The 23,553-nt window shown below is 66.9% G+C and carries 19 protein-coding genes and 1 tRNA gene; 10 read left to right on the forward strand and 10 right to left on the reverse strand.

Going from position 1 to position 23,553, the window contains the following annotated elements; genetic code table 11:
* Positions 1-62 precede the first annotated feature (62 nt).
* On the forward strand, positions 63-833 hold the full coding sequence (locus AC0CH3_RS07715; RefSeq protein ID WP_056023398.1) for an NYN domain-containing protein: 771 nt from the start codon (positions 63-65) through the stop codon (positions 831-833).
* A 27-nt stretch (positions 834-860) separates the two neighbouring features.
* Here the strand turns inward: AC0CH3_RS07715 and AC0CH3_RS07720 are convergent, their stop codons facing one another.
* The 3 genes from AC0CH3_RS07720 to ettA form a co-directional block, all read right to left on the reverse strand.
* Positions 861-1,580 (reverse strand): DUF3108 domain-containing protein, encoded by a 720-nt coding sequence (locus AC0CH3_RS07720; RefSeq protein ID WP_465237743.1) that lies wholly within the window; start codon positions 1,578-1,580, stop codon positions 861-863.
* A gap of 52 nt (positions 1,581-1,632) precedes the next feature.
* Positions 1,633-2,832 carry a sensor histidine kinase gene (locus AC0CH3_RS07725; protein ID WP_354300030.1) on the reverse strand — a complete coding sequence of 400 codons (1,200 nt, stop codon included), beginning with the start codon at positions 2,830-2,832 and terminating at the stop codon, positions 1,633-1,635.
* A 648-nt stretch (positions 2,833-3,480) separates the two neighbouring features.
* Positions 3,481-5,160 carry an energy-dependent translational throttle protein EttA gene (gene ettA / locus AC0CH3_RS07730; RefSeq protein ID WP_056024301.1) on the reverse strand — a complete coding sequence of 560 codons (1,680 nt, stop codon included), beginning with the start codon at positions 5,158-5,160 and terminating at the stop codon, positions 3,481-3,483.
* A gap of 106 nt (positions 5,161-5,266) precedes the next feature.
* Between ettA and AC0CH3_RS07735 the strand changes: the two genes are divergently transcribed.
* The 3 genes from AC0CH3_RS07735 (at position 5,267) to AC0CH3_RS07745 (ending at position 7,281) form a co-directional block, all read left to right on the forward strand.
* A complete protein-coding gene (locus AC0CH3_RS07735) occupies positions 5,267-6,664 on the forward strand; it encodes a M20/M25/M40 family metallo-hydrolase (protein ID WP_465237778.1) in 1,398 nt (465 codons plus the stop codon).
* Positions 6,665-6,818: 154 nt separating this feature from the next.
* A complete protein-coding gene (locus AC0CH3_RS07740) occupies positions 6,819-7,085 on the forward strand; it encodes a hypothetical protein (protein ID WP_056023407.1) in 267 nt (88 codons plus the stop codon).
* Positions 7,086-7,205: 120 nt separating this feature from the next.
* Positions 7,206-7,281 (forward strand) — tRNA-Ile (locus AC0CH3_RS07745).
* Between the two features lie 29 nt (positions 7,282-7,310).
* Here the strand turns inward: AC0CH3_RS07745 and AC0CH3_RS07750 are convergent.
* Complete coding sequence (locus AC0CH3_RS07750) at positions 7,311-7,547, reverse strand: hypothetical protein (protein ID WP_354300033.1); 237 nt, start codon at positions 7,545-7,547, stop codon at positions 7,311-7,313.
* 375 nt (positions 7,548-7,922) lie between these two features.
* Here AC0CH3_RS07750 and AC0CH3_RS07755 point away from each other — a divergent pair, with 375 nt between their 5' ends.
* The 5 genes from AC0CH3_RS07755 (at position 7,923) to AC0CH3_RS07775 (ending at position 13,123) form a co-directional block, all read left to right on the forward strand.
* Positions 7,923-9,074 (forward strand): fumarylacetoacetate hydrolase family protein, encoded by a 1,152-nt coding sequence (locus AC0CH3_RS07755; protein ID WP_354300034.1) that lies wholly within the window; start codon positions 7,923-7,925, stop codon positions 9,072-9,074.
* Entirely contained in the window at positions 9,071-9,883 is an 813-nt protein-coding gene (locus AC0CH3_RS07760; RefSeq protein ID WP_056023415.1) for an SDR family NAD(P)-dependent oxidoreductase, read from the forward strand. Before AC0CH3_RS07755 ends, AC0CH3_RS07760 begins: the two co-directional genes overlap by 4 nt.
* 18 nt (positions 9,884-9,901) lie before the next feature.
* The gene (locus AC0CH3_RS07765) at positions 9,902-10,780 is read left to right on the forward strand and encodes an SMP-30/gluconolactonase/LRE family protein (protein ID WP_354300036.1); all 879 of its coding nucleotides are present in this window, start codon (positions 9,902-9,904) and stop codon (positions 10,778-10,780) included.
* Between the two features lie 67 nt (positions 10,781-10,847).
* Entirely contained in the window at positions 10,848-12,287 is a 1,440-nt protein-coding gene (locus AC0CH3_RS07770; protein WP_354300037.1) for a sugar porter family MFS transporter, read from the forward strand.
* A 2-nt stretch (positions 12,288-12,289) separates the two neighbouring features.
* Complete coding sequence (locus AC0CH3_RS07775) at positions 12,290-13,123, forward strand: aldose 1-epimerase (protein WP_354300039.1); 834 nt, start codon at positions 12,290-12,292, stop codon at positions 13,121-13,123.
* 60 nt (positions 13,124-13,183) lie between these two features.
* Here the strand turns inward: AC0CH3_RS07775 and AC0CH3_RS07780 are convergent, their stop codons facing one another.
* Both AC0CH3_RS07780 and AC0CH3_RS07785 read right to left on the reverse strand, forming a co-directional pair.
* On the reverse strand, positions 13,184-14,965 hold the full coding sequence (locus tag AC0CH3_RS07780) for an IlvD/Edd family dehydratase (protein ID WP_354300445.1): 1,782 nt from the start codon (positions 14,963-14,965) through the stop codon (positions 13,184-13,186).
* A gap of 139 nt (positions 14,966-15,104) precedes the next feature.
* Positions 15,105-16,208 carry a LacI family DNA-binding transcriptional regulator gene (locus AC0CH3_RS07785; protein WP_465237744.1) on the reverse strand — a complete coding sequence of 368 codons (1,104 nt, stop codon included), beginning with the start codon at positions 16,206-16,208 and terminating at the stop codon, positions 15,105-15,107.
* A gap of 364 nt (positions 16,209-16,572) precedes the next feature.
* On the opposite strand from AC0CH3_RS07785, the gene AC0CH3_RS07790 reads away from it, so the two are divergent.
* On the forward strand, positions 16,573-18,147 hold the full coding sequence (locus AC0CH3_RS07790; RefSeq protein WP_457325468.1) for an aldehyde dehydrogenase (NADP(+)): 1,575 nt from the start codon (positions 16,573-16,575) through the stop codon (positions 18,145-18,147).
* Positions 18,148-18,201: 54 nt separating this feature from the next.
* Here the strand turns inward: AC0CH3_RS07790 and AC0CH3_RS07795 are convergent, their stop codons facing one another.
* Genes AC0CH3_RS07795 through manD form a run of 4 tightly spaced genes read right to left on the reverse strand, consistent with a single transcriptional unit; the run spans position 18,202 to position 23,553 of the window.
* Positions 18,202-19,653 carry a mannitol dehydrogenase family protein gene (locus AC0CH3_RS07795; protein ID WP_354300044.1) on the reverse strand — a complete coding sequence of 484 codons (1,452 nt, stop codon included), beginning with the start codon at positions 19,651-19,653 and terminating at the stop codon, positions 18,202-18,204.
* Positions 19,650-21,062 carry a glucuronate isomerase gene (gene uxaC / locus AC0CH3_RS07800; RefSeq protein ID WP_354300046.1) on the reverse strand — a complete coding sequence of 471 codons (1,413 nt, stop codon included), beginning with the start codon at positions 21,060-21,062 and terminating at the stop codon, positions 19,650-19,652. Before uxaC ends, AC0CH3_RS07795 begins: the two co-directional genes overlap by 4 nt.
* The gene (locus AC0CH3_RS07805; RefSeq protein WP_354300447.1) at positions 21,059-22,348 is read right to left on the reverse strand and encodes an MFS transporter; all 1,290 of its coding nucleotides are present in this window, start codon (positions 22,346-22,348) and stop codon (positions 21,059-21,061) included. Before AC0CH3_RS07805 ends, uxaC begins: the two co-directional genes overlap by 4 nt.
* Positions 22,342-23,553 (reverse strand): D-mannonate dehydratase ManD, encoded by a 1,212-nt coding sequence (manD, locus tag AC0CH3_RS07810; protein ID WP_354300048.1) that lies wholly within the window; start codon positions 23,551-23,553, stop codon positions 22,342-22,344. Before manD ends, AC0CH3_RS07805 begins: the two co-directional genes overlap by 7 nt.

Genomic DNA, 23,553 nt, shown 5'->3' on the forward strand with positions numbered 1-23,553 from the left:
GGCGCCGCGACCCGGCGGATCGAGCGTGGACGCGCGGACCGTGCGGGGCTAATCCCGGGTCCATGGCCGAAACCCCAACCCGCAACGTCGCCTTGCTGATCGATGCCGACAACGCCTCGTCCGCGACACTCGATCCCGTGCTGACCGTCCTTGCAGAGCTTGGCACGGTCAACGTCCGCCGCGTCTATGGCAACTGGTCGAAACCCGCGCTCAAGGGGTGGCGCGACATGTCGATCAAGCACGGCATCGAGCCGCAGCAGCAGTTCGACCTGACCAAGGGAAAGAACGCGACCGACATGAAGATGACGATCGACGCGATGGACCTGCTGTTCCGCGGGCGGATCGACGGGTTCGGGATCATGTCGTCGGACAGCGACTTCATGCCGCTGGCGATGCGCATCCGTCAGGATGGCGTGCCCGTCTATGGCTTCGGGACGAGCCGCACGCCCGAGGGGTTCCGCCAGGCTTGCACGCGCTTCATCGACGTGAGCGCGCTCGATGATGAATCCGAGCCGATGCCGCTGTCGCTGCCGCCCGCGATCGGGGGCGAGAAGGCCCCTGCCCCCACCGCGCCAACTGCGCGCCGGTCGCGCGGTGGCGAGCCGATCGGGTCGGACCTGATCAAGCTGCTGATCGACGCGTACAATGCAGGCAAGCGCGACGAGAAAGGCTATCAAAGCCTGACCGAACTGGGGCAGCGCGCGGGCAACCGGTCGAGCTTCGATGCGCGCAATTACGGCTTCAACCATCTCTCCGAGCTGATCGAGGCGGTGCCCAATTTCCAGACCGAGCGCCGCGACGGTGGTCGGATCTTCGTCAAGCGGGTGCGCTGAGGCGGGTTGAGGCCTAGTCCGAGGTCCTCAGTCCAAGCCTTTGCAATTGCCGCCAAGTCTGGTGCCGCCACGCGGACTGCGCAGGCCAAGTTCGCGGCCGTCGCGCTTGGCGATGAGCGCGGTGCCACTGGGCCTGCCGTCCTTGACGATCGCCACCGTCCACGCGTCGACGGCCCCCGTCGGCGTGGATACGCGCTCGCTGCCCGTCACCGCCAGGTCGAAGCGGCCGATACCGCTGTCATACTGGTAGAAGGGCAGCACGAAGGACCGGCCCGCGGCGAGCGGCAACGCGCCGAACGTCACCCCCCAGAGATTACCCTCCCATACCGGCGTCGGCACCGCGACGTCGATCGGAACGGTCGCCCCCTTTTCGACCCGGCGCCCCGTCACGCGCCCGGGCGCATAGCTGAGCGAGACATGGTCGACCCCGTTGCGGCGGCTGTCGAACGCGATCGGCGTCAGGTCGGCGCGGGCGAGAACGAAATGGTCGCGCATCGCGAACTTCGCGGCGGGCACGCTTTGATTCACGACGATATCGAAGGCTGCCCTGCCGCCGATCCTGACGCGGCGGATCACCTGATGCGTCGCGCCGATGACCACGTTGCCCCCCGATGCCGCGTCGTGCCGGGTTATCGCAAAGCACTGATCGCCCGGCACGAGCCGCGCCCCCTGCGGCGCCCCCTGCGGCGCCCCGTGCGGCGCTATCGTCACGGCCGCTGCCGCCATCATGCCCAAGATCATGCCCATGTCCCCGCCCTGCGACTATGCGGGCGAGTGTGCTATGCTCGAGCAACACACGTCAAGCCTCAGCGGGCGTTGCCTTTCGCGGATCGGCGATCTCGAGCGTCGCGCAGGTGCCCCTGCCCGTATTGGTGATCGTCGTCGCGCCGCCGAGCTGACGCCCCAGACTGTTGATCATCCGCATGCCGAGACTTTTGCGCGATGCCGCCTTGAGGTCGAAGTCCTCGGGAATGCCGACGCCGTCATCGACGACCGACAGAATGATTCGGCCCTCGGTCGCGCGGATCGTGACGTGGATCACGCCGCCCGCCTCGTCATAGGCGTATTTGATCGCGTTGGTGACGAGTTCGGTGACGAGCAGACCCATCGGGATCGCGGTGTCGGCGCTGATCAGGATCGCATCGATCTCGCAGTCGATGTGGTGGTTCGGCGCCTGCTCGGCAAGCCCCGTCGCGATCCCGCAGACGAGGTCGTCGAGCGCGACGATCCCGACCTGTTCGCCCCGCCAGAGCTGGTCGTGCGTCTGCGCGATCGCGGTGATGCGCGCCTGTGCGTCACCAAGCAGCCGCGTGATGCGCGGATCATCGTCCTCCTGCATCTGCAGGTTGAGCATCGCCGACACGAGCGCGAGGCTGTTCTTGACGCGGTGGCTCGCCTCGCGCGTAAGCAGTTCCTGGTGCTCCATCGCGTCGCTCAGCCGCTGCTCGGCCTGCTGGCGTTCGATCGCGACGCCGATCAGATTGGCGAAGCCCTGCATGAAGGCGAGATCGGCAGGTTCGAACTTGCCCTCGTCGGGGCTGTCGACCTCGAGCACGCCGAAGCGTTTTCCCGACGTTTCGACGAGCACGTTGATCGCGCGCCGGATCTGGTGCTGTGCCATGAAGTCGGGCGTCCGGAACCGCCCCTCATTTTCGAGATGGTTCGAGATGACGGGCTCTCCCGTCTCCAGCGCGAAACCGGCGGGCGAGCCGAGATCGGTGCGCATCTCGGTCGACCCGACGACGCCGGGCGCCCAGCCGATCCCGGCGCGGACCAGCAACGTGTCGCGCTCGGGGCGGTATTCGAGGAACTTGCAGTATTTCGACCGCATGCCTTCGCCGCAAAGCTCGGTCGCGCGCTGGAGCATCGGATCGAGATCGCGCGCGCGCAACGCCTCGATCCCGAAGTCGGCGAGGATCGACTGCTGGCGGAGGCGATACTGAAGCTCGCCCGCCCCCGGGGGAGCATCCCCTCCGGGTGAAATTTCGACGATCGGCACTCTCAACTCCGCTAAACTCTGCGCGCCTTGCGGCATGATACGGGCGCTTCGGGACGTCCGGCCGGTCATGCCGGGTTGCTGCTGTGACCGGGATGGTACCTCTTACCATTGTCCCGCGGGGCGTAAAGCTCCGGGTCGAGGTCGCTTAGGGCGGCGACCTTTGCCCGCCGCCGCCGGTCTTTGGACGGCGAGGCTGACGAACGTTGATGCCTGCCCGTCATCCTGACGAACGTCAGGCCTCAGAGCCATGAAGCGGGTCGCCTGTAATCCTGGATCCTGACTTTCGTCAGGATGACGGAGGCGTTTGGAGGTAAGGTGCCGGGATCCCCGTCGCGGGGAGACCGTTCCACCCGCCGCAGCCCTAGACTGGCGTCCTGCGGGCTATGTCCTTCGATATGTCGGCTTCTCATCCCCCAAACACGCCGGGCTGAGCGGCATGGCGAGCTACCGGCGGGGTTGAGTAACACCATCGCCCCCGTCATCCTGACGAAAGTCAGGATCCAGAGCCATGAAGCGGACCGCCTTTAACCCTGGATCCTGACTTTCGTCAGGATGACGAACCTTAAGCCCAGCGGCAGAGAGCCACGTCGTGGGGCGGCTGCTGCACCCGCCGCAGCCCGGTAACCCGGGTGCGGCGGGCTGGGTCGCTCAGCGCGTCAGCTTCTTGTACGCCAGACGCGTCGGGCGGTCGGCGGCATCGCCGAGACGACGGCGCTTGTCTTCCTCGTAGCTCTCGTAATTGCCCTCGAACCATTCGACATGGCTGTCGCCCTCGAACGCGAGGATGTGCGTCGCGAGGCGATCGAGGAAGAAGCGATCATGGCTGATGACCACCGCGCAGCCGGCGAACGTCTCGAGCGCCTCCTCGAGCGCACGCAGCGTCTCGACGTCGAGATCGTTGGTCGGCTCGTCGAGCAGGAGGACGTTGCCACCCTCCTTGAGCATCTTGGCCATGTGGACGCGGTTGCGCTCACCGCCCGACAGCTGGCCGACCTTCTTCTGCTGGTCGGGCCCGCGGAAGTTGAACGCGCCGACATAGGCGCGTGTCCCCATCTCCTGCTTGCCGAAGCGGAAGATCTCGAGCTCGTCGGAGATTTCCTGCCAGACATTCTTGTTCGGATCGAGATCGTCGCGGCTCTGGTCGACATAGCCGAGCTTGACGGTCGAGCCGACCTCGATCGTGCCCTCGTCGGGGGTTTCCTGCCCGGTGATGAGCTTGAACAAGGTCGACTTGCCCGCGCCGTTGGGGCCGATCACGCCGACGATGCCGCCCGGGGGCAGCGTGAAGTCGAGACCGTCGAACAGCAGCTTGTCGCCGTAGGACTTGGTCAGGCCTTTCGCCTCGATCACCTTGCCGCCGAGACGCGCGGGCAGCTGGATCAGAATCGCGGCCTTGCCCGCGACGCGGTTCTCCTGCTTTTCCATCAGCTCGTCGAACGCGCGGATACGCGCCTTCGACTTGGTCTGGCGGGCCTTGGGGGTCTGGCGCATCCACGCCAGCTCGTCGGCGATCGCCTTCTGCTTGCCCGCCTCTTCGCGCTCTTCCTGGCTGAGGCGCTGTGCCTTCTTCTCCAGATAGCCCGAATAGTTGCTCTCGTAGGTGTAATAGCGCCCGCGATCGAGCTCGAGCACCCAGTTGACGACGTTGTCGAGGAAGTAGCGGTCATGCGTCACGAGGATGACGTTGCCGGTATATTCCTTGAGGTAGTTCTCAAGCCACGACACGCTCTCGGCGTCGAGATGGTTGGTCGGTTCGTCGAGCAGCAGGATCTGCGGCTTCTCGAGCAGCAGCTTGCAGAGCGCGACGCGGCGCTTCTCACCGCCCGACAGGTTTTCGACCGACGAATCGCCTGGCGGGCAGCGCAGCGCTTCCATCGCCTGTTCGAGCTGGCTGTCGAGCGACCAGCCGTCGACCGCGTCGATCTTGGCCTGGAGATCGCCCATCTCCTCCATCAGCGCGTCGAAATCGGTGTCGTCCTGCGGATCGCCCATCTCGGCCGAGATCGCGTTGAAGCGATCGACGAGGTCCGCGACGGGGCGGACGCCGTCCTTCACGTTGCCCATCACGTCCTTGGTCGGATCGAGCTGCGGCTCCTGCGCGAGATAGCCTACATTGACGCCGTCGGCTGCCCAGGCCTCACCGGTGAAATCGGGATCCATCCCCGCCATGATTTTCATGAGCGTCGACTTGCCCGACCCGTTGGGGCCGATGATCGCGATCTTCGCCGACGGAATGAACTGCAGATGGATATTGTTGAGGACGGGCTTTGCGGCACCGGGGAAGGTCTTGGTCAGACCCTTCATGACGTAGGTGTACTGGACGGCCATGTTGGTGCCGGGCTCCATGCTAGACTGAGGCGGGATTTGACGAGCGCAGATAGCGATGCGGCGGGCCGTTGGCAAACGGGGAGCGGCGACATAGGCTTCGCCGATGATGAAGCGCACGCTCGCGGTACTGGCCGCCTCCACCCTGACCTTTCCCCTTATTGCACAGCGCACGGCCCCGCCGCCGCCCGCGCCGGTCGACGCCAAGGTCGCCGCGCTCCGCGATGCGGCGCTGAAGGACGAGGTCGCGTACGATATCGTCGAGGGGATGACGACCGAGATCGGGCCACGGCTGGCGGGTACCGAAGCCGAGGCGCGGGCGCGCGCCTGGTCGGTCGTCAAGCTCAAGGCGCTCGGGTTCAAGAACGTCCGGATCGAGCCGTACCAGATGCCCGTCTGGGTGCGCGGCATCGAGACCGCGTCGATCCTCTCGCCCTTCCCGCAGGCGCTCAAGCTGACCGCGCTCGGCAATTCGGGTGCGACGCCTGCGGGCGGGCTGACCGCGCAGGTCGTCGTGTTCAAGTCGTACGGCGACCTCGCGGCGGCGCCCGCGGGAAGCCTTGCGGGCAAGATCGCCTATGTCGGCAACGCGATGGAGCCGACGCAGGACGGGTCGAGCTATGGCGCCTATGGCCCTGCGCGCTTCGTCGGTCCGGCGATGGCGGCGAGCAAGGGCGCGGCCGCGATCGTGATCCGCTCGATCGGCACCGACCATCACCGCAACCCGCATACCGGCACGACCAACTTCCCCGCCGGCGTCACGCCGATCCCCTCGGCCGCGCTGTCGGTGCCGGATGCCGAACTGATCGAACGCATCGCGACGCGCGGCAAGCCGATCACGATGACGCTTGTCCTGACGCCGCGGATGACGGGCACGCACGAATCGGGCAACGTCATCGCCGAGGTCCCGGGGACCGATCCGAAGGCGGGGATCGTGCTGATCGGCGGGCATCTCGACAGCTGGGACCTTGGGACCGGGGCGATCGACGATGCGAGCGGCGTCGCGATCACCGCGGCGGCGGCCAAGCGGATCCTCGACGGCCCGCGCCCGCGCCGGACGATCCGCGTCGTCTGGTTCGGTGCCGAGGAGGTCGGTGGCTTTGGCGGCAAGGCCTATGCCGAGGCGCACAAGACCGAACGCCACGCGACCGCCGGCGAATCCGACTTCGGTGCGGACCGCGTGTGGCGGTTCGAGACCAATCTGCCCGAGAGTGCGAAGCCGGTCGCCGATCGCCTCGCCTCCGCGCTCGCGCCGCTCGGCATCGCACGCGGCGCGGGTATTGGCGGCGACGGGACCGATGTCGGACCGACGATGGCGCTCGGGGTCGCGGCGATCGACCTCAACCAGTCGGGTACGCGCTATTTCGATACGCATCACACGCCCGACGATACGCTCGACCGGATCGATCCTGTGCAGCTGCAGCAGAACGTCGCGGCATGGACGACGATGCTCGCGATCGTCGCCAATGCACCCGAAGAAATCGGACCGGTTGTGCCTAGAAAGTGACCAATCGGTGGCTCGATTGCGTCATCGTCCTGTCGCAAACCTTGCCAGGAGATGAATTTAGCGGATTGACCGGCTGCGGAGGTCCGCTATTTGACGGGACTTCGCGACGGCAATCGGGTCGGCCGCGAGTGAAACTATGCTTGGGAGCATTCGAATGAAGAAGATCGTTCTGATCGCTGCTGCCGCCGGCCTGATGTCCGTCGCAGCATGCAGCAAGTCGCCAGAAGCAGCCGCAGTTGAGAACAACGCGGACATGCTGGCAGACAACATGGAAATGCAGGCTGACAACATGGACGCCATGGCGGACAACACCTCGAACGCAGTCGCAACCGACGTGCTCGAGAACGCAGCCGACAACATGAACGCAGCAGCAGACAACGTCCGCGAAGCTGCCGACGAGAAGACCGACAACATGAACTAAGACCTTGTCGGGCGCTCGCGCCCGACAGGTTCTGGTGTCGGAAGGGCGTCCCCGCGGGGGCGCCCTTTTCTTTTGTGGTCTTTTGCTTTCCCAAAGCTTGCGCTAACGCAGGCGTCGGTGGGGCCTGTAGCTCAACGGTTAGAGCTGGCCGCTCATAACGGCTAGGTTGCGGGTTCGATTCCTGCCGGGCCCACCAACACCCCTGCAACCAGCCCGCTCAAATTTTCAGCTTCCCGCCGTCGCGTTGGGATTGTCGGGGCCGCTATAGTCGATGTGCGACTGCCCGCCATGCTGATGGTCGAAGCCGTCATTGTCAGGGTCACCATTGACTTGGTCCTTGTCCTTGAACGCGCCGCCGCCGCTCTCGCCGCCGCCCTTGCGCCCCGTCTCGACATCGCCCGACATTTTCGCGTCGTCCTTGTCGGGAACCGCCTGCATCGGCTGCTTGCCATGGTCTGCCATCATCATTCTCCTCAGAGGACCAACGGGCCGGGCCGCGCTTTGATCCTCGCCGAGCACCCGATCTCTTTGCCGGCGCACACAGCCATGGTTCCGCGGGATGAATGATAGCGTTATCCGCTCGACATTTGCCGCGCACACGACGGACGATCTCGCGGGCCGGTTTCGCGCGACTCGGCATGGCGGATCGGAGCGGGACGATCGCGTCGTGCGCACACTGCATGGCCGCGTAGAGTGGACCGGCTTGCCATGGATGCGTGCAGGCGTCAGACGGAGGAGGACGAGTGCCGCGCGGATAGTCCGCGATATGCGCCGCACCCCTTGACGATCGGGCAATCGCCGATACGATAGCGGTAACATAAGTGGAGAGGGAAATTGATGTCGCATATCGCCGCGCCGATCGAATCGGCGCTGCCCGCAGATTGGCGGAGTGCGCTCCTGCTGGGTCGTATCGACCTGGGTGACGGTCCTACCCCCGTGCTGGTCAAGGATGGGCAGGTCTTCGATATGTCGGGCGTCGCGGCGACCGTCTCCGCGCTGGTCGCCGGTGGCGATTTCGACACGACGGCGGGCCGCCCTCTGGGCGCGCTCGAGACGCTCGCGCTGTCCGCGGCGACCGACGCCCCCGCCCGCCTGCTGAGCCCGATCGATCTGCAATGCGTCAAGGCGGCGGGCGTGACGTTCGCGGTGTCGGCGATCGAACGCGTGATCGAGGAACGTGCCCGCGGCGATGCAAGCAAGGCCGCCGAGGTACGCGGCCGGCTTGAATCGCGGATCGGTGGCAGCGTCCGTCTGGTCGTCCCCGGCTCGGAAGAGGCCGCGGCGCTGAAGCAGGCGCTCATCGACGACGGCATGTGGTCGCAATATCTCGAGGTCGCGATCGGCCCCGACGCCGAGATCTTCACCAAGAGCCCGACGCTCTCGACCGTCGGCTGGGGCGGGCCGATCGGGATCCGCTCCGATTCGACGTGGAACAACCCCGAGCCCGAGGTCGTGCTGCTCGTCGACGCGCAGGGGGCCGTCGTCGGCGCGACGCTTGGCAACGACGTCAATCTGCGTGATTTCGAAGGGCGATCGGCGTTGCTGCTGAGCAAGGCAAAGGACAACAACGCGTCCTGCTCGATCGGGCCGTTCATCCGCCTGTTCGACGACGGCTTCACGCTCGACGACGTCCGTGCGAGCGAGGTCACGCTGAAGATCGAGGGCGAGGACGGCTATGTGCTCGACGGCCATAGCTCGATGCGCGAGATCAGCCGCGACCCTGAGGATCTGGTCGTACAGGCGATGAGCGAGCATCATTATCCCGACGGTTTCGTGCTGTTCCTCGGCACGTTGTTCGCCCCGACCAAGGACCGGGACGAACCGGGCCGCGGCTTCACGCACAAGATGGGCGACGTGGTGTCGATCTCCAATTCGAAGCTCGGATCGCTGGTCAACCGCGTGACGACGTCGCGCGACGCGCCCGCTTGGACGCTCGGCATCAGCGGGCTGATGAACAATCTGGCCCGTCGCGGGCTGTTAGACGCATGATAATCGACCAGACGGAGACCCCAGTGCTGCAGCAAACGACCGCTATCGGCGGCAAGGCGATCTATCCGAGCCTCGCCGACAAGCGCGTCATCGTCACCGGTGGCGGATCGGGTATCGGCGAAGGCCTGGTCGAGGCCTTCGTGGCGCAGGGCGCGCGCGTCGCGTTCGTCGACGTGGCGGACGACGCGAGCCACGCGCTGCTCGCGCGACTGACCCCCGGCGCGGTGCACGAGCCCCTCTACCGCCACTGCGATCTGACCGACATCGACCAGCTCAAGTCGATCTTCGCCGAGATCGAGACAGTGCTCGGCGGTGTCGACATCCTGATCAACAATGCCGGCAACGACGATCGCCACGGGATCGACGAGGTCACGCCGGACTATTGGGACCAGCGGCTGAACGTCAATCTGCGGCACCAGTTCTTCGCGGCGCAGGCGGTGGTGCCGGCGATGAAGCGCGCAGGCGGTGGCGTCATCCTGAATTTCGGGTCGATCAGCTGGCACCTCGCGCTCCCCGATCTGGTTCTGTACCAGACGTGCAAGGCGGCGATCGAAGGTCTGACGCGCGGGCTCGCGCGCGATCTTGGCCGCGAGGGCATTCGCGTCAATACGGTCGTCCCGGGCAACGTCCAGACTCCGCGCCAGGAGAAATGGTACACCCCCGAAGGCGAGGCCGAGATCGTCGCGGCACAATGCACCGATGGCCGCATACAGCCGAGCGACGTTGCCGCGCTGGTGCTGTTCCTGTCGTCGGACGATGCGCGGATGTGTACGGGTCATGATTATTTCATCGACGCGGGATGGCGCTGATTCATGGATGAGGGATTGATGGAGAAGGACGCCCGTTCGATCCTGGCGGTCGGTGCGGAGCTCGGCGAGGGGCCCGTCTGGTCGCCGCGCGATGCGTGTCTGTGGTTCGTCGATATCAAGGCGCCCTGCGTCTATCGCCACGACCCCGCGACCGGCGCGCTCGATCGATGGGACGCACCCGATCATGTCGGCTGGATCCTGCCCGCGGACGACGGACGCTGGGTCGCCGGTCTCGCCACGGGCGTCCACCGGTTCGATCCCGCGGATGGAAGCTTCACGCTGTTGAACGCTCTCGAGGACGATCTGCCGCGCAACCGGCTCAACGACGCGGCGATCGATCCGGCGGGCCGGATCTGGTTCGGGACGATGGACAATGACGAGGCGAACCCGACGGGCCGGTTCTATCGCTGGCAGGCCGGCGTGGTCACGCCCGCGCCGGTCGCCCCCATCGTCATCACCAACGGCCCCGCGATCGCGCCCGACGGCCGTACGGCGTATCTCGTCGACACGCTTGGGCTGTCGATCGATGCGCATCCGATCGATGCCGACGGCGTCATCGGCGAAGGCCGGCGTTTCCTGACGTTCGACGGCCGGACGGGGTATCCCGACGGGGCGATCTGCGATGCCGAGGGCGGCGTCTGGGTCGGGTTCTATGGTGGCTGGGCCGCGCGGCGGTTTGCGCCCGATGGCAGCATGACGGCCGAGGTCCGCTTCCCCGTCGCCAATATCACCAAGATCGCGCTTGGCGGCGAAGACGGCAAGACCGCCTATGCGACCACCGCGCGGCAGGGGCTGTCGGCCGATGCGCTGGCGGCTCAGCCGCTCGCCGGCAATGTCTTCACGTTCCGCGTCGACGTGGGCACCGCGCCGGTGACGCCGGTGCGCCTCGCCACCTGAACGACGAATACCCACCGCACGAATACAGCGCGCCGTCAGAGCGCGTACCATCTGGAAGGAAGCCTTAATGAACGGCACGGCAACTGCCACGGACCCGGGCATCGACGCAGGTCGCGTCAACGGGACGTTGATCGGCCTGATCGTCGCGGTCGCGACCGTCGGCGGATTCATGTTCGGATATGATTCGGGCGTGATCAACGGGACGCAGAAGGGGATCGAGGCGGCGTTCGGGCTCGGCCGGTTCGGGATCGGCGTCAATGTCGGCGCGATCCTGGTCGGCTCGTCGGTCGGTGCGTTTGCCGCAGGCCGGCTGTCCGACGTGATCGGTCGCCGCAACACGATGATGCTGGCCGCGGTCCTGTTCATCGTCAGCGCGCTCGCGGCAGGCGCGGCGGACACGTCCGCTGTGTTCATCATCGCGCGGATCATCGGCGGGTTCGGTGTCGGCGCGGCGAGCGTCACCTCGCCCGTCTATATTTCCGAGGTCGCTCCGGCCAATATCCGCGGACGGCTGACGAGCATCCAGCAGGTCATGATCATCTCCGGCCTGACCGGCGCGTTCGTCGCCAATTTCGCGCTCGCGCGGATCGCCGGCGGATCGACCGCCGAATTCTGGCTGGGCTATCAGGCGTGGCGCTGGATGTTCTGGCTTCAGGTCATTCCCGCAGCGATCTATTTCGTCGCGCTGTTCTTCATTCCCGAAAGCCCGCGCTACCTCGTCGTCAAGGGGCATGACGCGCGCGCCGAGACCGTGCTGACGCGGCTGTTCGGCAATGCCGAAGCACGCCGCAAGGTCGCGGAAATCCGCGCGTCGCTCGCGGTCGATCATCACAAGCCGCGGCTGTCCGACCTGATCGACAAGAAGACCGGCAAGATCCGCCCGATCCTGTGGGCAGGTATCGGCCTCGCGGTGTTCCAGCAGCTCGTCGGCATCAACGTCGTCTTCTATTATGGCGCGACGCTGTGGGAGGCGGTCGGCTTTACCGAGGACAATGCGCTCCAGATCAACATTCTGTCGGGCGTCCTCTCGATCGCGGCGTGCCTGCTGACGATCGCGCTGATCGACAAGATCGGGCGCAAGCCGCTGCTGCTCGTCGGCTCGGCCGGCATGACCGTCACGCTGGGTATCGTCGCCTGGGCGTTCTCGAACGCGATCCCTGCGGCGTCGGGCGTCGGCGTGACGCTGCCGGGCAACACTGGGCTGATCGCGCTGATCGCGGCCAATCTGTACGTGATCTTCTTCAACGTCAGCTGGGGCCCGGTGATGTGGGTGATGCTGGGCGAGATGTTCCCGAACCAGATCCGCGGGTCGGCGCTCGCGGTATCGGGCTTCGCACAGTGGATCGCCAACGCGGTAATCTCGGTGAGCTTCCCCTCGCTCGTGCTGTCGCCGGGTCTGGCGATCACCTATCTCGGCTATGCAATCGCTGCGCTCGTTTCGTTCTTCTTCGTCCAGAAGATGGTCACCGAAACCCGCGGTCGCGAACTCGAGGACATGGTCGGTTGACGATGCGACTGGCATACGGCGCGTGGGAGCTCGACCTGCTCCCCGCGCTGGGGGGCGCGATCGCTGCGCTGCGGCGGGACGGGGCCGACATTTTCCGCCCTACCCCGCGCGCCGCGCGGCACCCGCTCGAGGCAGCGTGCTTCCCGCTGGTGCCTTATGCGAACCGGATCGCCGATGGCCGCTTCAGGTTCGACGGCGAAGGATTCGTCATCCCGCGCAACGTCGCGGACCAGGCGCATCCACTGCACGGCACGGGGTGGCTCCAGTCCTGGACCGTCGAACAGAGCGACGAACGATCCGCGACGCTCCGCTATCGTCACGGCGCAGATGATGGCTGGCCGTGGGCGCATGACGCGGAGCAGCGGATCGTGCTCAACGATGAGGGGCTGCACCTGACGCTGTCGCTCACCAACACCGACGATCGGGCGATGCCCTTCTCGCTTGGTCTCCATCCCTATTTCACAAAGGCCGGGGTTTCGCACCTTCGCTTCGATGCGGAGCGGATGTGGCTGATCGATGACGCGTTTCTGCCGACCGAGCCGTCGCCGGCGGACCGGCTGGGCGACTGGGCCGCGGGCGAAACGGTCGAACGGACGAGCCTGATCGACAACAGCTATGAAGGCTGGTCGGGCACCGCGACGATATTGCGCGACGATGGCGATCTGCGGCTGGCCGGCGTGAACACGTCGTTCCTCCACGTGTTCACGCCGCCGGGCGAGCCGTATTTCTGCGTTGAGCCGGTGACCGCGATGCCCGATGCGTTCAACCGCGCCGTGCCCGCCGTCCTGCAGCCAGGCGAGAGCCACGCGATCACGATGACGCTGACCGCCGTATAGCCGAGCGTTGGGGGCTGCGAAGGAGGGGGGCGAACGCCCCCTCCCCTAATGCTCGCGCCCCTAGTGGTTGTGCCGCGGTGTTCTGGCTGCGATCCCGCGATACTTGACCGCGAAGTCGAGCACGCCGCCCTGCGCCAGCTGCCCCGTCTTCTCGCGGTAGAGTTCTTCCCACGGCGAATTGCTGGGTGGGATCGGCGGTGCGGGCTCGGTCTTGCGGCGCGCGATCTCGTCCGGCTCGACGAGCGCGTTGCAGGTGCCGGCTTCGAGGTCGATGCAGATCATGTCACCGTCGCGCAGCCATGCGAGGCCGCCCCCGACCGCGCTTTCGGGCGAGACGTTGAGGATCGACGGGCTGTCCGACGTACCCGACTGCCGGCCGTCGCCCAGCGTCGGCAGCGTCAGCACGCCCTGCTGGATCAGGGCGTCGGGCGGCTGCATGTTGACGACCTCGGCCGAGCCGGGCCAGCCGATCGGTCCCGAGCCGCGGATGACGAGGATGCACTGCGCGTCGATGCCGAGCGCGGGGTCGTTGATGCGGTGATGATAGTCGTCCGACCCGTCGAACACGACCGCGCGCGCTTCGAACCGGTTCTCGGCGCCGGGGGTCGACAGATAACGCATCCGGAAGGCGTCGGAAATCACCGAGGTCTTCATGATCGCATGGTCGAACAAATTGCCCTTGAGCACGAGGAACCCCGCGCGCTCGAGCAGGGGGTCCTCGAGCGTGTGGATCATCTCGCGGTCGTTCGTGACACGCCCACCGAGATTGTCGCCGACGCTGTGTCCGGTGATCGTCAGGCAGCTCGTGTCGAGCATCCCCGCCTCGGACAGCTCGTGCATCACCGCGGGGACACCGCCCGCACGGTGGAAGCGCTCGCCGAGATATTTGCCCGCGGGCTGCATGTTGACGATCAGCGGGACGTCGTAGCCGTGGTCCGCCCAGTCCGCCATGTCGAGCTCGACGCCCGCATGCTGCGCCATCGCCATGATGTGCGGCTGCGCATTGCTCGATCCGCCGATCGCGCTGACGACGCGGATCGCGTTCAGGAACGCCGCGCGCGTCAGGATCTTCGACGGACGCAGGTCTTCATACGCCATGTCGACGATCCGCCGTCCGGTCTCGTACGCCATCTGGCCGCGTTCGCGGTACGGCGCGGGGATCGCGGCGCACCCCGTCAGCGACATGCCGAGCGCCTCGGCGACCGCGTTCATCGTCGAGGCGGTACCCATCGTGTTGCAATGCCCCGCGGACGGCGCGCTGTCGGTGGCGCGCTGGAGGAACTCCTCCTCGTCGATCTCACCCGCGGCGAGCTTGCGGCGGCTGCGCCAGATCACGGTGCCCGACCCGACGAGTTCGCCGTCGTGCCAGCCATCGAGCATCGGACCGCCCGACAGCACGATCGCCGGAATATCGACCGTCGATACCGCCATGATCCCCGCGGGGGTCGTCTTGTCGCATCCAGTAGTCAGCACCACCGCATCGATCGGGTAGCCGTAGAGCGTCTCGACGAGCGTCATGTAAGCGAGGTTGCGATCGAGCGCGGCGGTCGGGCGACGGCAATTCTCGAAGATCGGGATCGTCGGAAATTCCATCGGGATCCCGCCCGCGGCAATGATCCCGTCGCGCGTCCGCTTGGCGAGCTCGACATGGATGCGATTGCACGGCGACAGGTCGCTGCCGGTCTGCGCGATCCCGATGATCGGCTTGCCGCAGCGGAGCTCGGCGGGGGTCAGCCCGTAATTCATGAAGCGTTCGAGATACAGCGCGGTCATGTCCGACCGGGCGGGGTCGGCGAACCAGTCGCGGGAACGGAACGGCCTTGCCGGTACGCGATCCAAGATATCTCTCCTGTTATAACCTTATGAGAGCGCTACCGTCACTGACGGCCCAGTCAAGCGATAGCGTGACGGCGGGCGGTCAACGCGACGAAAAAGCGTGTCAAAACAATGTCGCGCCGGATATTTGGCCCGGCTGCTGGGGCTAGTCCCTGCTCGACTTGTGCTGCGCGCGAGTCGAGGGGCGGCGGCGCGGTGCGGCGTCGGACTGGCGGCGGATCAGCGTATAGTCGAGCAGGACGTGCCGCGCGCGCTCGGTCTTGCCGTTGCGCGCCGAGCGGACGATCCCGACGAGCAGTTCGACCGCGGCGCGCGACATCGTCGCGATCGGCTGATGGATAGTCGTGAGTTCGGGCCAGATCGTCGTCGCGAGCGCACTGTCGTCGAACCCGCAGACGGTCAGGTCGCCGGGCACGTCGAGCCCGCGACGATGCGCGACCGCGACCGTCGCCGCGGCCATGTCGTCGTTGCTCGCGAAGATCGCGGTCGGCGGGTTCGGCGCGTCCATCAGATGCTCCGCCGCATCGAGCCCCGAGCGATAGGTGAACAGGCCTTGCGCGATCAGCGTGTCATCCGCGGCGACACCGTGCTCGGCGAGCGCCGCGCGATAGCCCTCGAGCCGCTTGGCGCTGGCGGTCTGGTTGGGGTTGCCAATGATGAAGCCGATCCGCGCGTGCCCGAGCCCGATCAGATGCGCGGTCATGGCGTGCGCGGCCTGCATGTCGTCGATGCTGACCGACGCCGCCTCTTCGGGCGCGCGCCCGGTCGCGACGACGACGGTGGGGATCTTGGCGTTGAGCAGCACCTCGAGCACGCCCTTCGAGTCGCAGAGCGGTGGCGGCAGGACGACGCCGTCGATCCCGCTGCGGACCAGCCGTTCTGCGACCTCGACGTCGTGGTCGCCGATCTCACATTTCTCGACGATCAGCTGGATGTCGCTGCGCCCCGCCTGGTCGAGACTGCCGACGAGGAATTCGCTGAGATAGCTCGCGCTGGGGTTCGAATAGAGCAACGCGATCCGCAACTGCGCTGCACCCGCGAGACTGCGCGCGGCCGGATTGGGGGCGTAGTTGAGCTGTGCGATCGCGACGTTGACCGCCTCGCGCGTGGTTTCGCGAACATTGGTATCGGCGTTGATGACGCGCGACACGGTCATCGGCGATACCCCGGCGAGCAGCGCCACGTCCGAAATGGTCGGCGCGCCGCCCTGTCGCTTGGTGGTACGAGTTTTGCGAACACTGGTCGTCATCGTTGAAACCCTAGCATGCCGCGCACTGCCGGAAAGCCCCATATTCCGTGCCGAAATCGCACGTGACGCCGCCACTTGCCGATCGCGCACCATCGCATGCAGACAATGGTAGCGGTAGCATCCATTCTTGCTATGATGCGTTGGTGATGGTGTGACGGGAGAACGATACGCCGCGGACGATACGCGTTTCGCCCTGACGGGTAGAAACGGCGCGGCAGGACCCTCAGATAGTGTCCGGAGCAACGGCGCGCACCCGGCGCCCGTTGCAACCGGGCGATGGCGGATTATCCCACCGTCACGGGTCGGGCGCTCCGCATCCGCCCCTGCGACATCACGGCCTCAATCGAATTCCTAGGAGAATGATATCATGGACGGCAGTTTCCTGATCGGCGCGCGTGCGGTCACCAGCGACACGACGTTCGAGGGCATCGATCCCGCGACGAACGACACGCTCGATACCGCATTTGCCGTATCGTCCCCCGAGAACGTCGCAGAAGCATGCGCGCTGGCGGACGCCGCGTTCGATGCATTCCGCGAGACCGATCCGGCGGACCGCGCGACCTTCCTCGAGACGATCGCGTCCGAGATCGAGGCGATCGGTGAAGAGCTGGTGGCGCGGGCCATCCTCGAAAGCGGCCTGCCCCGGCCGCGTCTCGAGGGCGAGCGTGGCCGCACCACCGGCCAGCTTCGCATGTTCGCAAAGCTGCTCCGCCAGGGCCGCTATACGCAGGTGACGATCGACTCCGCGCTACCCGACCGCACGCCCCTGCCCCGCTCCGACCTGCGCCAGCGCCGGATCGCGGTCGGCCCGGTCGCGGTGTTCGGTGCATCGAACTTCCCGCTCGCCTTCTCGGTTGCCGGCGGCGACACGGCGTCCGCGCTCGCAGCGGGTTGCCCCGTCGTGGTCAAGGGTCACCCCGCGCATCCCGGCGCGACCGTGATGGTCGCGCGCGCGATCCAGGCGGCAGTCGCGAAATGCGGCCTGCCCGAAGGCGTGTTCTCGCTGGTCCAGGGGCCATCGAATGCGCTCGGCGCCTCGCTCGTCGTCGATCCGCGGATCAAGGCGGTCGGCTTCACCGGATCGCGCGCGGGCGGTCTTGCGCTGATCGAGCTCGCCAACCGGCGCGCCGAGCCGATTCCGGTCTATGCCGAGATGAGCAGCATCAACCCGGTCATCCTGATGCCGGCGGCGCTCGCGGCGCGCGGCGAGGCGCTGGCCAAGGGCTATGTCGGGTCGCTGACGATGGGTTCGGGCCAGTTCTGCACCAACCCCGGCATCGTCGTCGCGCTGGACGGGCCCGATCTCGACGCGTTCGCGGCGACCGCGGCGGAGGCCCTGAGCACCGCCCAGCCGCAGGTCATGCTGACCCCCGGTATCCATGCCGCCTATGACAAGGGCGTCACCGCGCTCGAAAGCCATGCCGAGATCGCGACGCTCGCGCGTGGCGCCGAGGGTACGGGCTGCAACCGCGGCCGTGCGGCGCTGTTCTCGACGACCGCGGACGCGTTCATGGCGGACGTCGCCTTGTCGCACGAGGTGTTCGGCGCGGCATCGCTGATCATCCGCTGCCGCGACATGGCGCAGCTGCGCGACGTGCTTGCCGGGCTCGAGGGGCAGCTGACCGCGACGCTGCATCTCGACGAAGCGGATCACGACGCGGCGGCAACGCTCGTCCCGCTGCTCGAGCGCAAGGCCGGTCGCATCCTCGCCAATGGCTGGCCGACGGGTGTCGAGGTGTCGACAGCGATGGTGCATGGCGGCCCCTTCCCCGCGACGTCGGATCCGCGCGGGACGTCGGTCGGCACCGCGGCGATCGAGCGCTTCCTGCGCCCGGTCTGCTATCAGGACCTGCCCGACGCTTTGCTGCCGCGCGCCGTCAAGCACGCCAACCCGCTGGGGCTCGAGCGCGTGATCGACGGCGTCGTCGAGGCCGCGTAACCACCGACCGCGCGCCGGTCCCCCACGGGACCGGCGTGCGACTATCGGTCGCGATCAGCGCCGATAGCGCTCCAACATCGCCCGCGCGCCGACCTGGGTAAGTTGGTCGACTGCGACGACCAGCGTCGCGCGGAGGTCGGCATCGGTGGTGAACCCGAGCAGCCCAAGCAGCGCATCGACGCGCGCACCCGTATCCGCCGTGCCCGCGACCGCGCTCGCCAGCCGATCCGCGATCGGATCGTCGATCGCGAACGCCTCGCCCGTATCGGTCTGTCCCGATTGCCAGCGGATCCACGCCGCGACGGCAAGCGCGAGCGTATCGACGGCAAGGCCCTTTGCCCGCCGCTCGGCGATCGGCGCGAGCAGCCGCTGCGGAAGCTTCTGCGAGCCATCCATCGCAATCTGACGCGTCCGGTGCTGAAGCGCAGCATTCGCGAACCGCGCCATCAACGCCGCGCAGTAGGCGGAGAGATCGAGCCCGGCGGGCGGATCGAGCGTTGTCGCGCTTTCATCCCACAAGGCCTCGATAAACGCGCACGCCGCCGGAATCGCGACAACCTCGTGCACGAAGTCGAGGCCGGCGAGTCCGCCCAGATAGGCGATCGCCGAATGCGCACCGTTGAGCAGGCGCAGCTTGGCGTCCTCCCAGGGGGCGACGGCGTCGGTCAGCTGGACGCCGAACGCCGCAAGGTCGGGGCGCGCGCCGGCAAACTTGTCCTCGACCACCCATTGCAGAAACGGCTCGGCCTTCACCATTGCCTGATCGGTGACGCCGAGCGTCTGGCCCAGTCGTGCGATATCGTCGTCGGTGGTGGCAGGCACTATCCGGTCGACCATCGTCTGCGGGAAGGCGACCTCGGCGGCAATCCACGCGGCAAGCGCCGGATCATGCGCCTGCGCCATCGCGAGCGCCGCGCTGCGCAACAGCGTACCGTTATGCGGCAGATTGTCGCACGACATCACGGTCAGCGGACCGAGCCCCGCGGCGCGACGCGCAGCGAGCCCGGCGACCAGCAATCCCGGTACCGTCCGCGGACGGTCGAGCGACGCGAGATCCTGCACGATGTCGGGATCACCTGCCTGCAGCGATCCGGTTGCCCGATCGAGCTTGTACCCCTTCTCGGTCACCGTCAGCGTGACGAGGTGCGTCTCGGGCGATGCGATCGCCGCGACGACCGCGGAAGGGTCCTCCGGCGCGACAAGGACGTCGACGATCGCGCCGATGACCTGCAGACGCTCGTCGCTGCCGTCACGTTCGACCACCGTGTACAGCCCGTCCTGTGGAACGAGCTGGTCGCGGACCTGCGGGGATCGCAGCGACACGCCGATGATCCCCCAGCGCAGATCACCGCCTGCCAGCGCGGCCTCGAAGATCGTCGCCTGATGCGCGCGATGGAACGCGCCGATGCCGAGATGCACGACGCCGGGCCTGACCGACGCGCGGTCATAGGCGGGGCGGACGACGTCAGCGGGCAGCCGGTCGAGCGTGGCCTGCGCCAGCCTCACAGCCGATACGCCTGCTTGACGAGATCATAGGCGAGCGCGCGCGCGACCTCATGCGCCTCGTCCTCCCCGAGCCGGTGCTCGGCGACGAGTTGCGCGAGAAATCCGCAGTCCATCCGCCGCGCGACATCGTGACGCGCCGGGATCGAGAGGAACGCGCGCGTATCGTCGTTGAACCCGACGGTGTTGTAGAAGCCCGCGGTCTCGGTCGCGCGTTCGCGGAACCGCCGCATTCCCTCCGGGCTGTCATGGAACCACCAGGGCGGCCCCAGCCGCAGCGCCGGGTAATGTCCCGCGAGCGGCGCCAGCTCGCGCGAATAGGTATCCTCGTCGAGCGTGAACAGGATCAGCGTCAGCCGGGGATCGTTACCGAACCGGTCTAGCAGCGGCTTCAACGCGCGGACGAACTCGCCGGGCAGCGGGATGTCGCCGCCCTTGTCGCGACCGAACCGCGCCAGCACCTGCGCATTGTGGCTTCGCGAGACGGCGGGGTGAAGCTGCATCACCATGCCGTCCTCGACCGACATCGCCGCCATCTCGGTGAGCAACTGCGCGCGGAAGAGTTCTGCCTCCGCAGGCGTCGGGTCTGCCATCACGCGCGCATAGAGCGCCTCGGCTTCGGCGGGAGTGAGGTCCGCGGTCGCCGCCGACGGGTGGCCGTGATCGGTCGAGGTCGCGCCCGCCGCGCGGAACCGCGCGCGGTGGAACCGGTGCGCGGCGAGATAGCCGGCATAGCTGCCGACATCCGCGTCCGCGGTCTCGCCGAAGCGGCGGACGTTGGCGGCGAAGCCCGGCGTGTCGGGATCGACCACCGGGTCGGGACGATACGCTGTGACGACCCGCCCCTGCCACCCACTCGCGCGGATCGCGGCATGGTGCTCGAGCGGGTCGAGCGGGCTCTCGGTCGTCGCGATCAGCTCGATCCCGAACCGGTCGAACAGCGCGCGCGGGCGGAATTCGGGGGTCTTGAGCGCGGCCTCGATCGTGTCGAAATACAGGTCCGCGGTCGAGGGTTCGAGGCGGACGTCGATCCCGAACGCCTCGGCGAACACCCAGTCGAGCCACATCCGCGACGGCGTGCCGCGGAACAGGTGATACTTGTCGGCGAAAATGCGCCAGATTGTGCGCGGATCGCTTTCCGTGAGGCTGCCGTCGACCGTCGGCACGCCCAGCGCGTCGAGCGGCACGCCCTGGCTATAGAGCATGCGAAACACGTAGTGATCGGGGACGATCAGCAGCGATGCGGGATCGCTGAACGCCTCGTCGCGCGCGAACCAGGCCGGGTCGGTGTGGCCGTGCGGGCTGACGATCGGCAGGTCCTTGACGCCCGCATGCAGCGCGCGCGCAATGTCGCGGGTGCGGCCGTCGGCGGGGAACAGGCGGTCAGGATGCAGGCGTAGCGGCTGGGTCATGTGAGGCGTTCCGGATCGACGGGGGTATAGTGCGGTACGAGCAGGTGGATAACCAGCAGCGCAACGAGATAGGCGCAGCCCGCGACCGCGAAAATCGGGCCATAGCTGCCGACCCCGGCGAGGATCGTGCCTGCGAACTTGGCCATCAGCATGCCACCGCAGGCGCCGGCCAGCCCGCCCAGACCGATCACCGATCCACCCATCCCGCGCGGAAACAGATCGCCGGGGATCGCATAGACGTTCGCGGAAAAGCCTTGATGGCACGCGCACGCCAGCCCGATCGCCGCGACTGCCCACCACAATCCGGGCGCCTGCGCCGCGAAGATAATCGGCAGCGCGAACAACGCGCACACGAACAGCGCGGTCTTGCGTGCACGGTTCGGCGTTGCGCCCTTGCTGAGCAACCGCGACGAGAACCAGCCGCCCGCGATCGATCCGACATCAGCGAGCACGTAAACCGCGACCAACGGCGGGCCGAAGTCGAGCATCTTCACGCCGTATTGCCGGTTGAAGAAATCAGGCAGCCAGAACAGGAAGGTCCACCACACCGGATCGATTAGGAACCGCCCGAGCATATACGCCCAGGTCTGCCGCAACCGCAGCAGCGTGCGCCAGCGGACGGGCTTGGCCGGCGGCACGGGATCGGCCTCGATCCACGCCAGTTCTTCAGGCGTGACGCGAGGGTGCGTGCGTGGCGACCGATAGAAAGCGAGCCACGCGACCAGCCAGATCACCGTCAGCGCACCGGTCGCGACGAACGCCATCCGCCAGCCGAACGTCACCGCGATCACCGGCACCAGCAGCGGTGTCAGGATCGCGCCGACGTTCGAGCCTGCGTTGAAGATGCCGATCGCCAGCGCGCGCTCGCGTTGCGGAAACCATTCGTTGGTCGCGGCGAGCGCGGCGGGGAACGCGCCGGCCTCGCCGATCGCCAGCGGGATCCGCGCGAAGATCATCATCCCCGCGCTGGTGAACAAGGCGTGCGCGACATGGCCGATCGTCCACAAGGTCACCGCGACCGCATAGCCGATCTTGGCGCCTACCCGGTCGACGAACCGGCCGAACAGCACATAGGCGATGCCGTACGCCGCCTGGAACGCGATCGCGAGATCGGCATAGCCCTGCTCGCTCCAGTTGTAGCGCGCCTGGAGTTCGGGCTTGAGCGTCGGCAGCACGAGCCGGTCGATGTAGCTGAGCGCCACCGCCGCGAACAGCAGCGCGCAGACGATCCAGCGGACTTTGCCACGCGGCTTTTCGAGCGCGGCGGCAGCGGCGCCGTTCACCAGTTGCACAGCGTGCCGTCTTCCAGACGCGCGACCGGAAGATAGGCGCGCTTATAGTCGTAGGTCGCCGCCAGCTCCTCGTTGATGTCGACGCCCAGCCCCGGCGCGTCGCCCGGATGCATCATGCCGTCGTCGAAGCTGTACGCATGCGGGAAGACCGCATCGGTCTCATCGGTGTGCGGCATATGCTCCTGGACGCCGAAATTGGGGACCGACAGGCCGAAATGCAGCGCCGCCGCCATCGCCACCGGCGACAGGTCGGTGGCGCCGTGGCAGCCGGTCCGTATCTGATACAGGTCGGCGAGCGAGGCGATCCGGCGCAGATGTGTAATCCCGCCCGCATGCACGACGGTCGCGCGGATATAGTCGATCAGCTGGTTCTGGATCAGGTCCTTGGCATCCCAGATCGAGTTGAACACTTCGCCCACCGCGATCGGCGTCGTCGTGTGGTGACGGATCAGCCTGAACGCCTCCTGGTTCTCGGCCGGCGTCGGATCCTCGATCCAGAACAGGTTATACGGCTCAAGCGCCTTGCCCAGCCGCCCCGCCTCGATCGGCGTCAGCCGGTGATGAATGTCGTGGAGCAGGTGGACGTCCCAGCCCATCGCCTCGCGCGCCGCCTTGAACAGCTCGGGGACGACGCGGAGGTATTTCTCGGTCGACCACACGCTCTCGCTCGGGAGGTCGGCATCGGCGGGCTCGTAACGCGCGCCGTGCTTGGCGACGCCATAGGTCGAGGCGAGCCCGGGCACGCCGCATTGCAGCCGGATCGCCTTGTAGCCCTTGGCCTGTTCGGCTTTCGCAACCGCGATCGTATCCTCGATCGTCGTGCCGTTGGCATGTGCATAGACCATGCACGCATCGCGCGCCGCGCCGCCGAGCAACTGGTAGACCGGCATCCCCGCCAGCTTGCCCTTGATGTCCCAGAGCGCGGTATCGACCGCCGCGATCGCCGCCATCGTCACGGGGCCGCGCCGCCAATAGGCACCCTTGTAGAGATACTGCCAGACATCCTCGATCCGGTGTGCATCGCGGCCGATCAGGCACGGCACGACGTGATCGGTCAGATAGCTCGCGACGCTGAGTTCGCGGCCATTGAGCGTCGCGTCGCCAATACCCGTGGTGCCGTCGTCGCATTCGATCTTCAGCGTGACAAAATTGCGCCCCGGGCAGGTGACGATGACGCGGGCGGAAACGATTCTGGGCAT

The sequence above is a fragment of the Sphingomonas sp. AC449 genome (assembly GCF_979253475.1).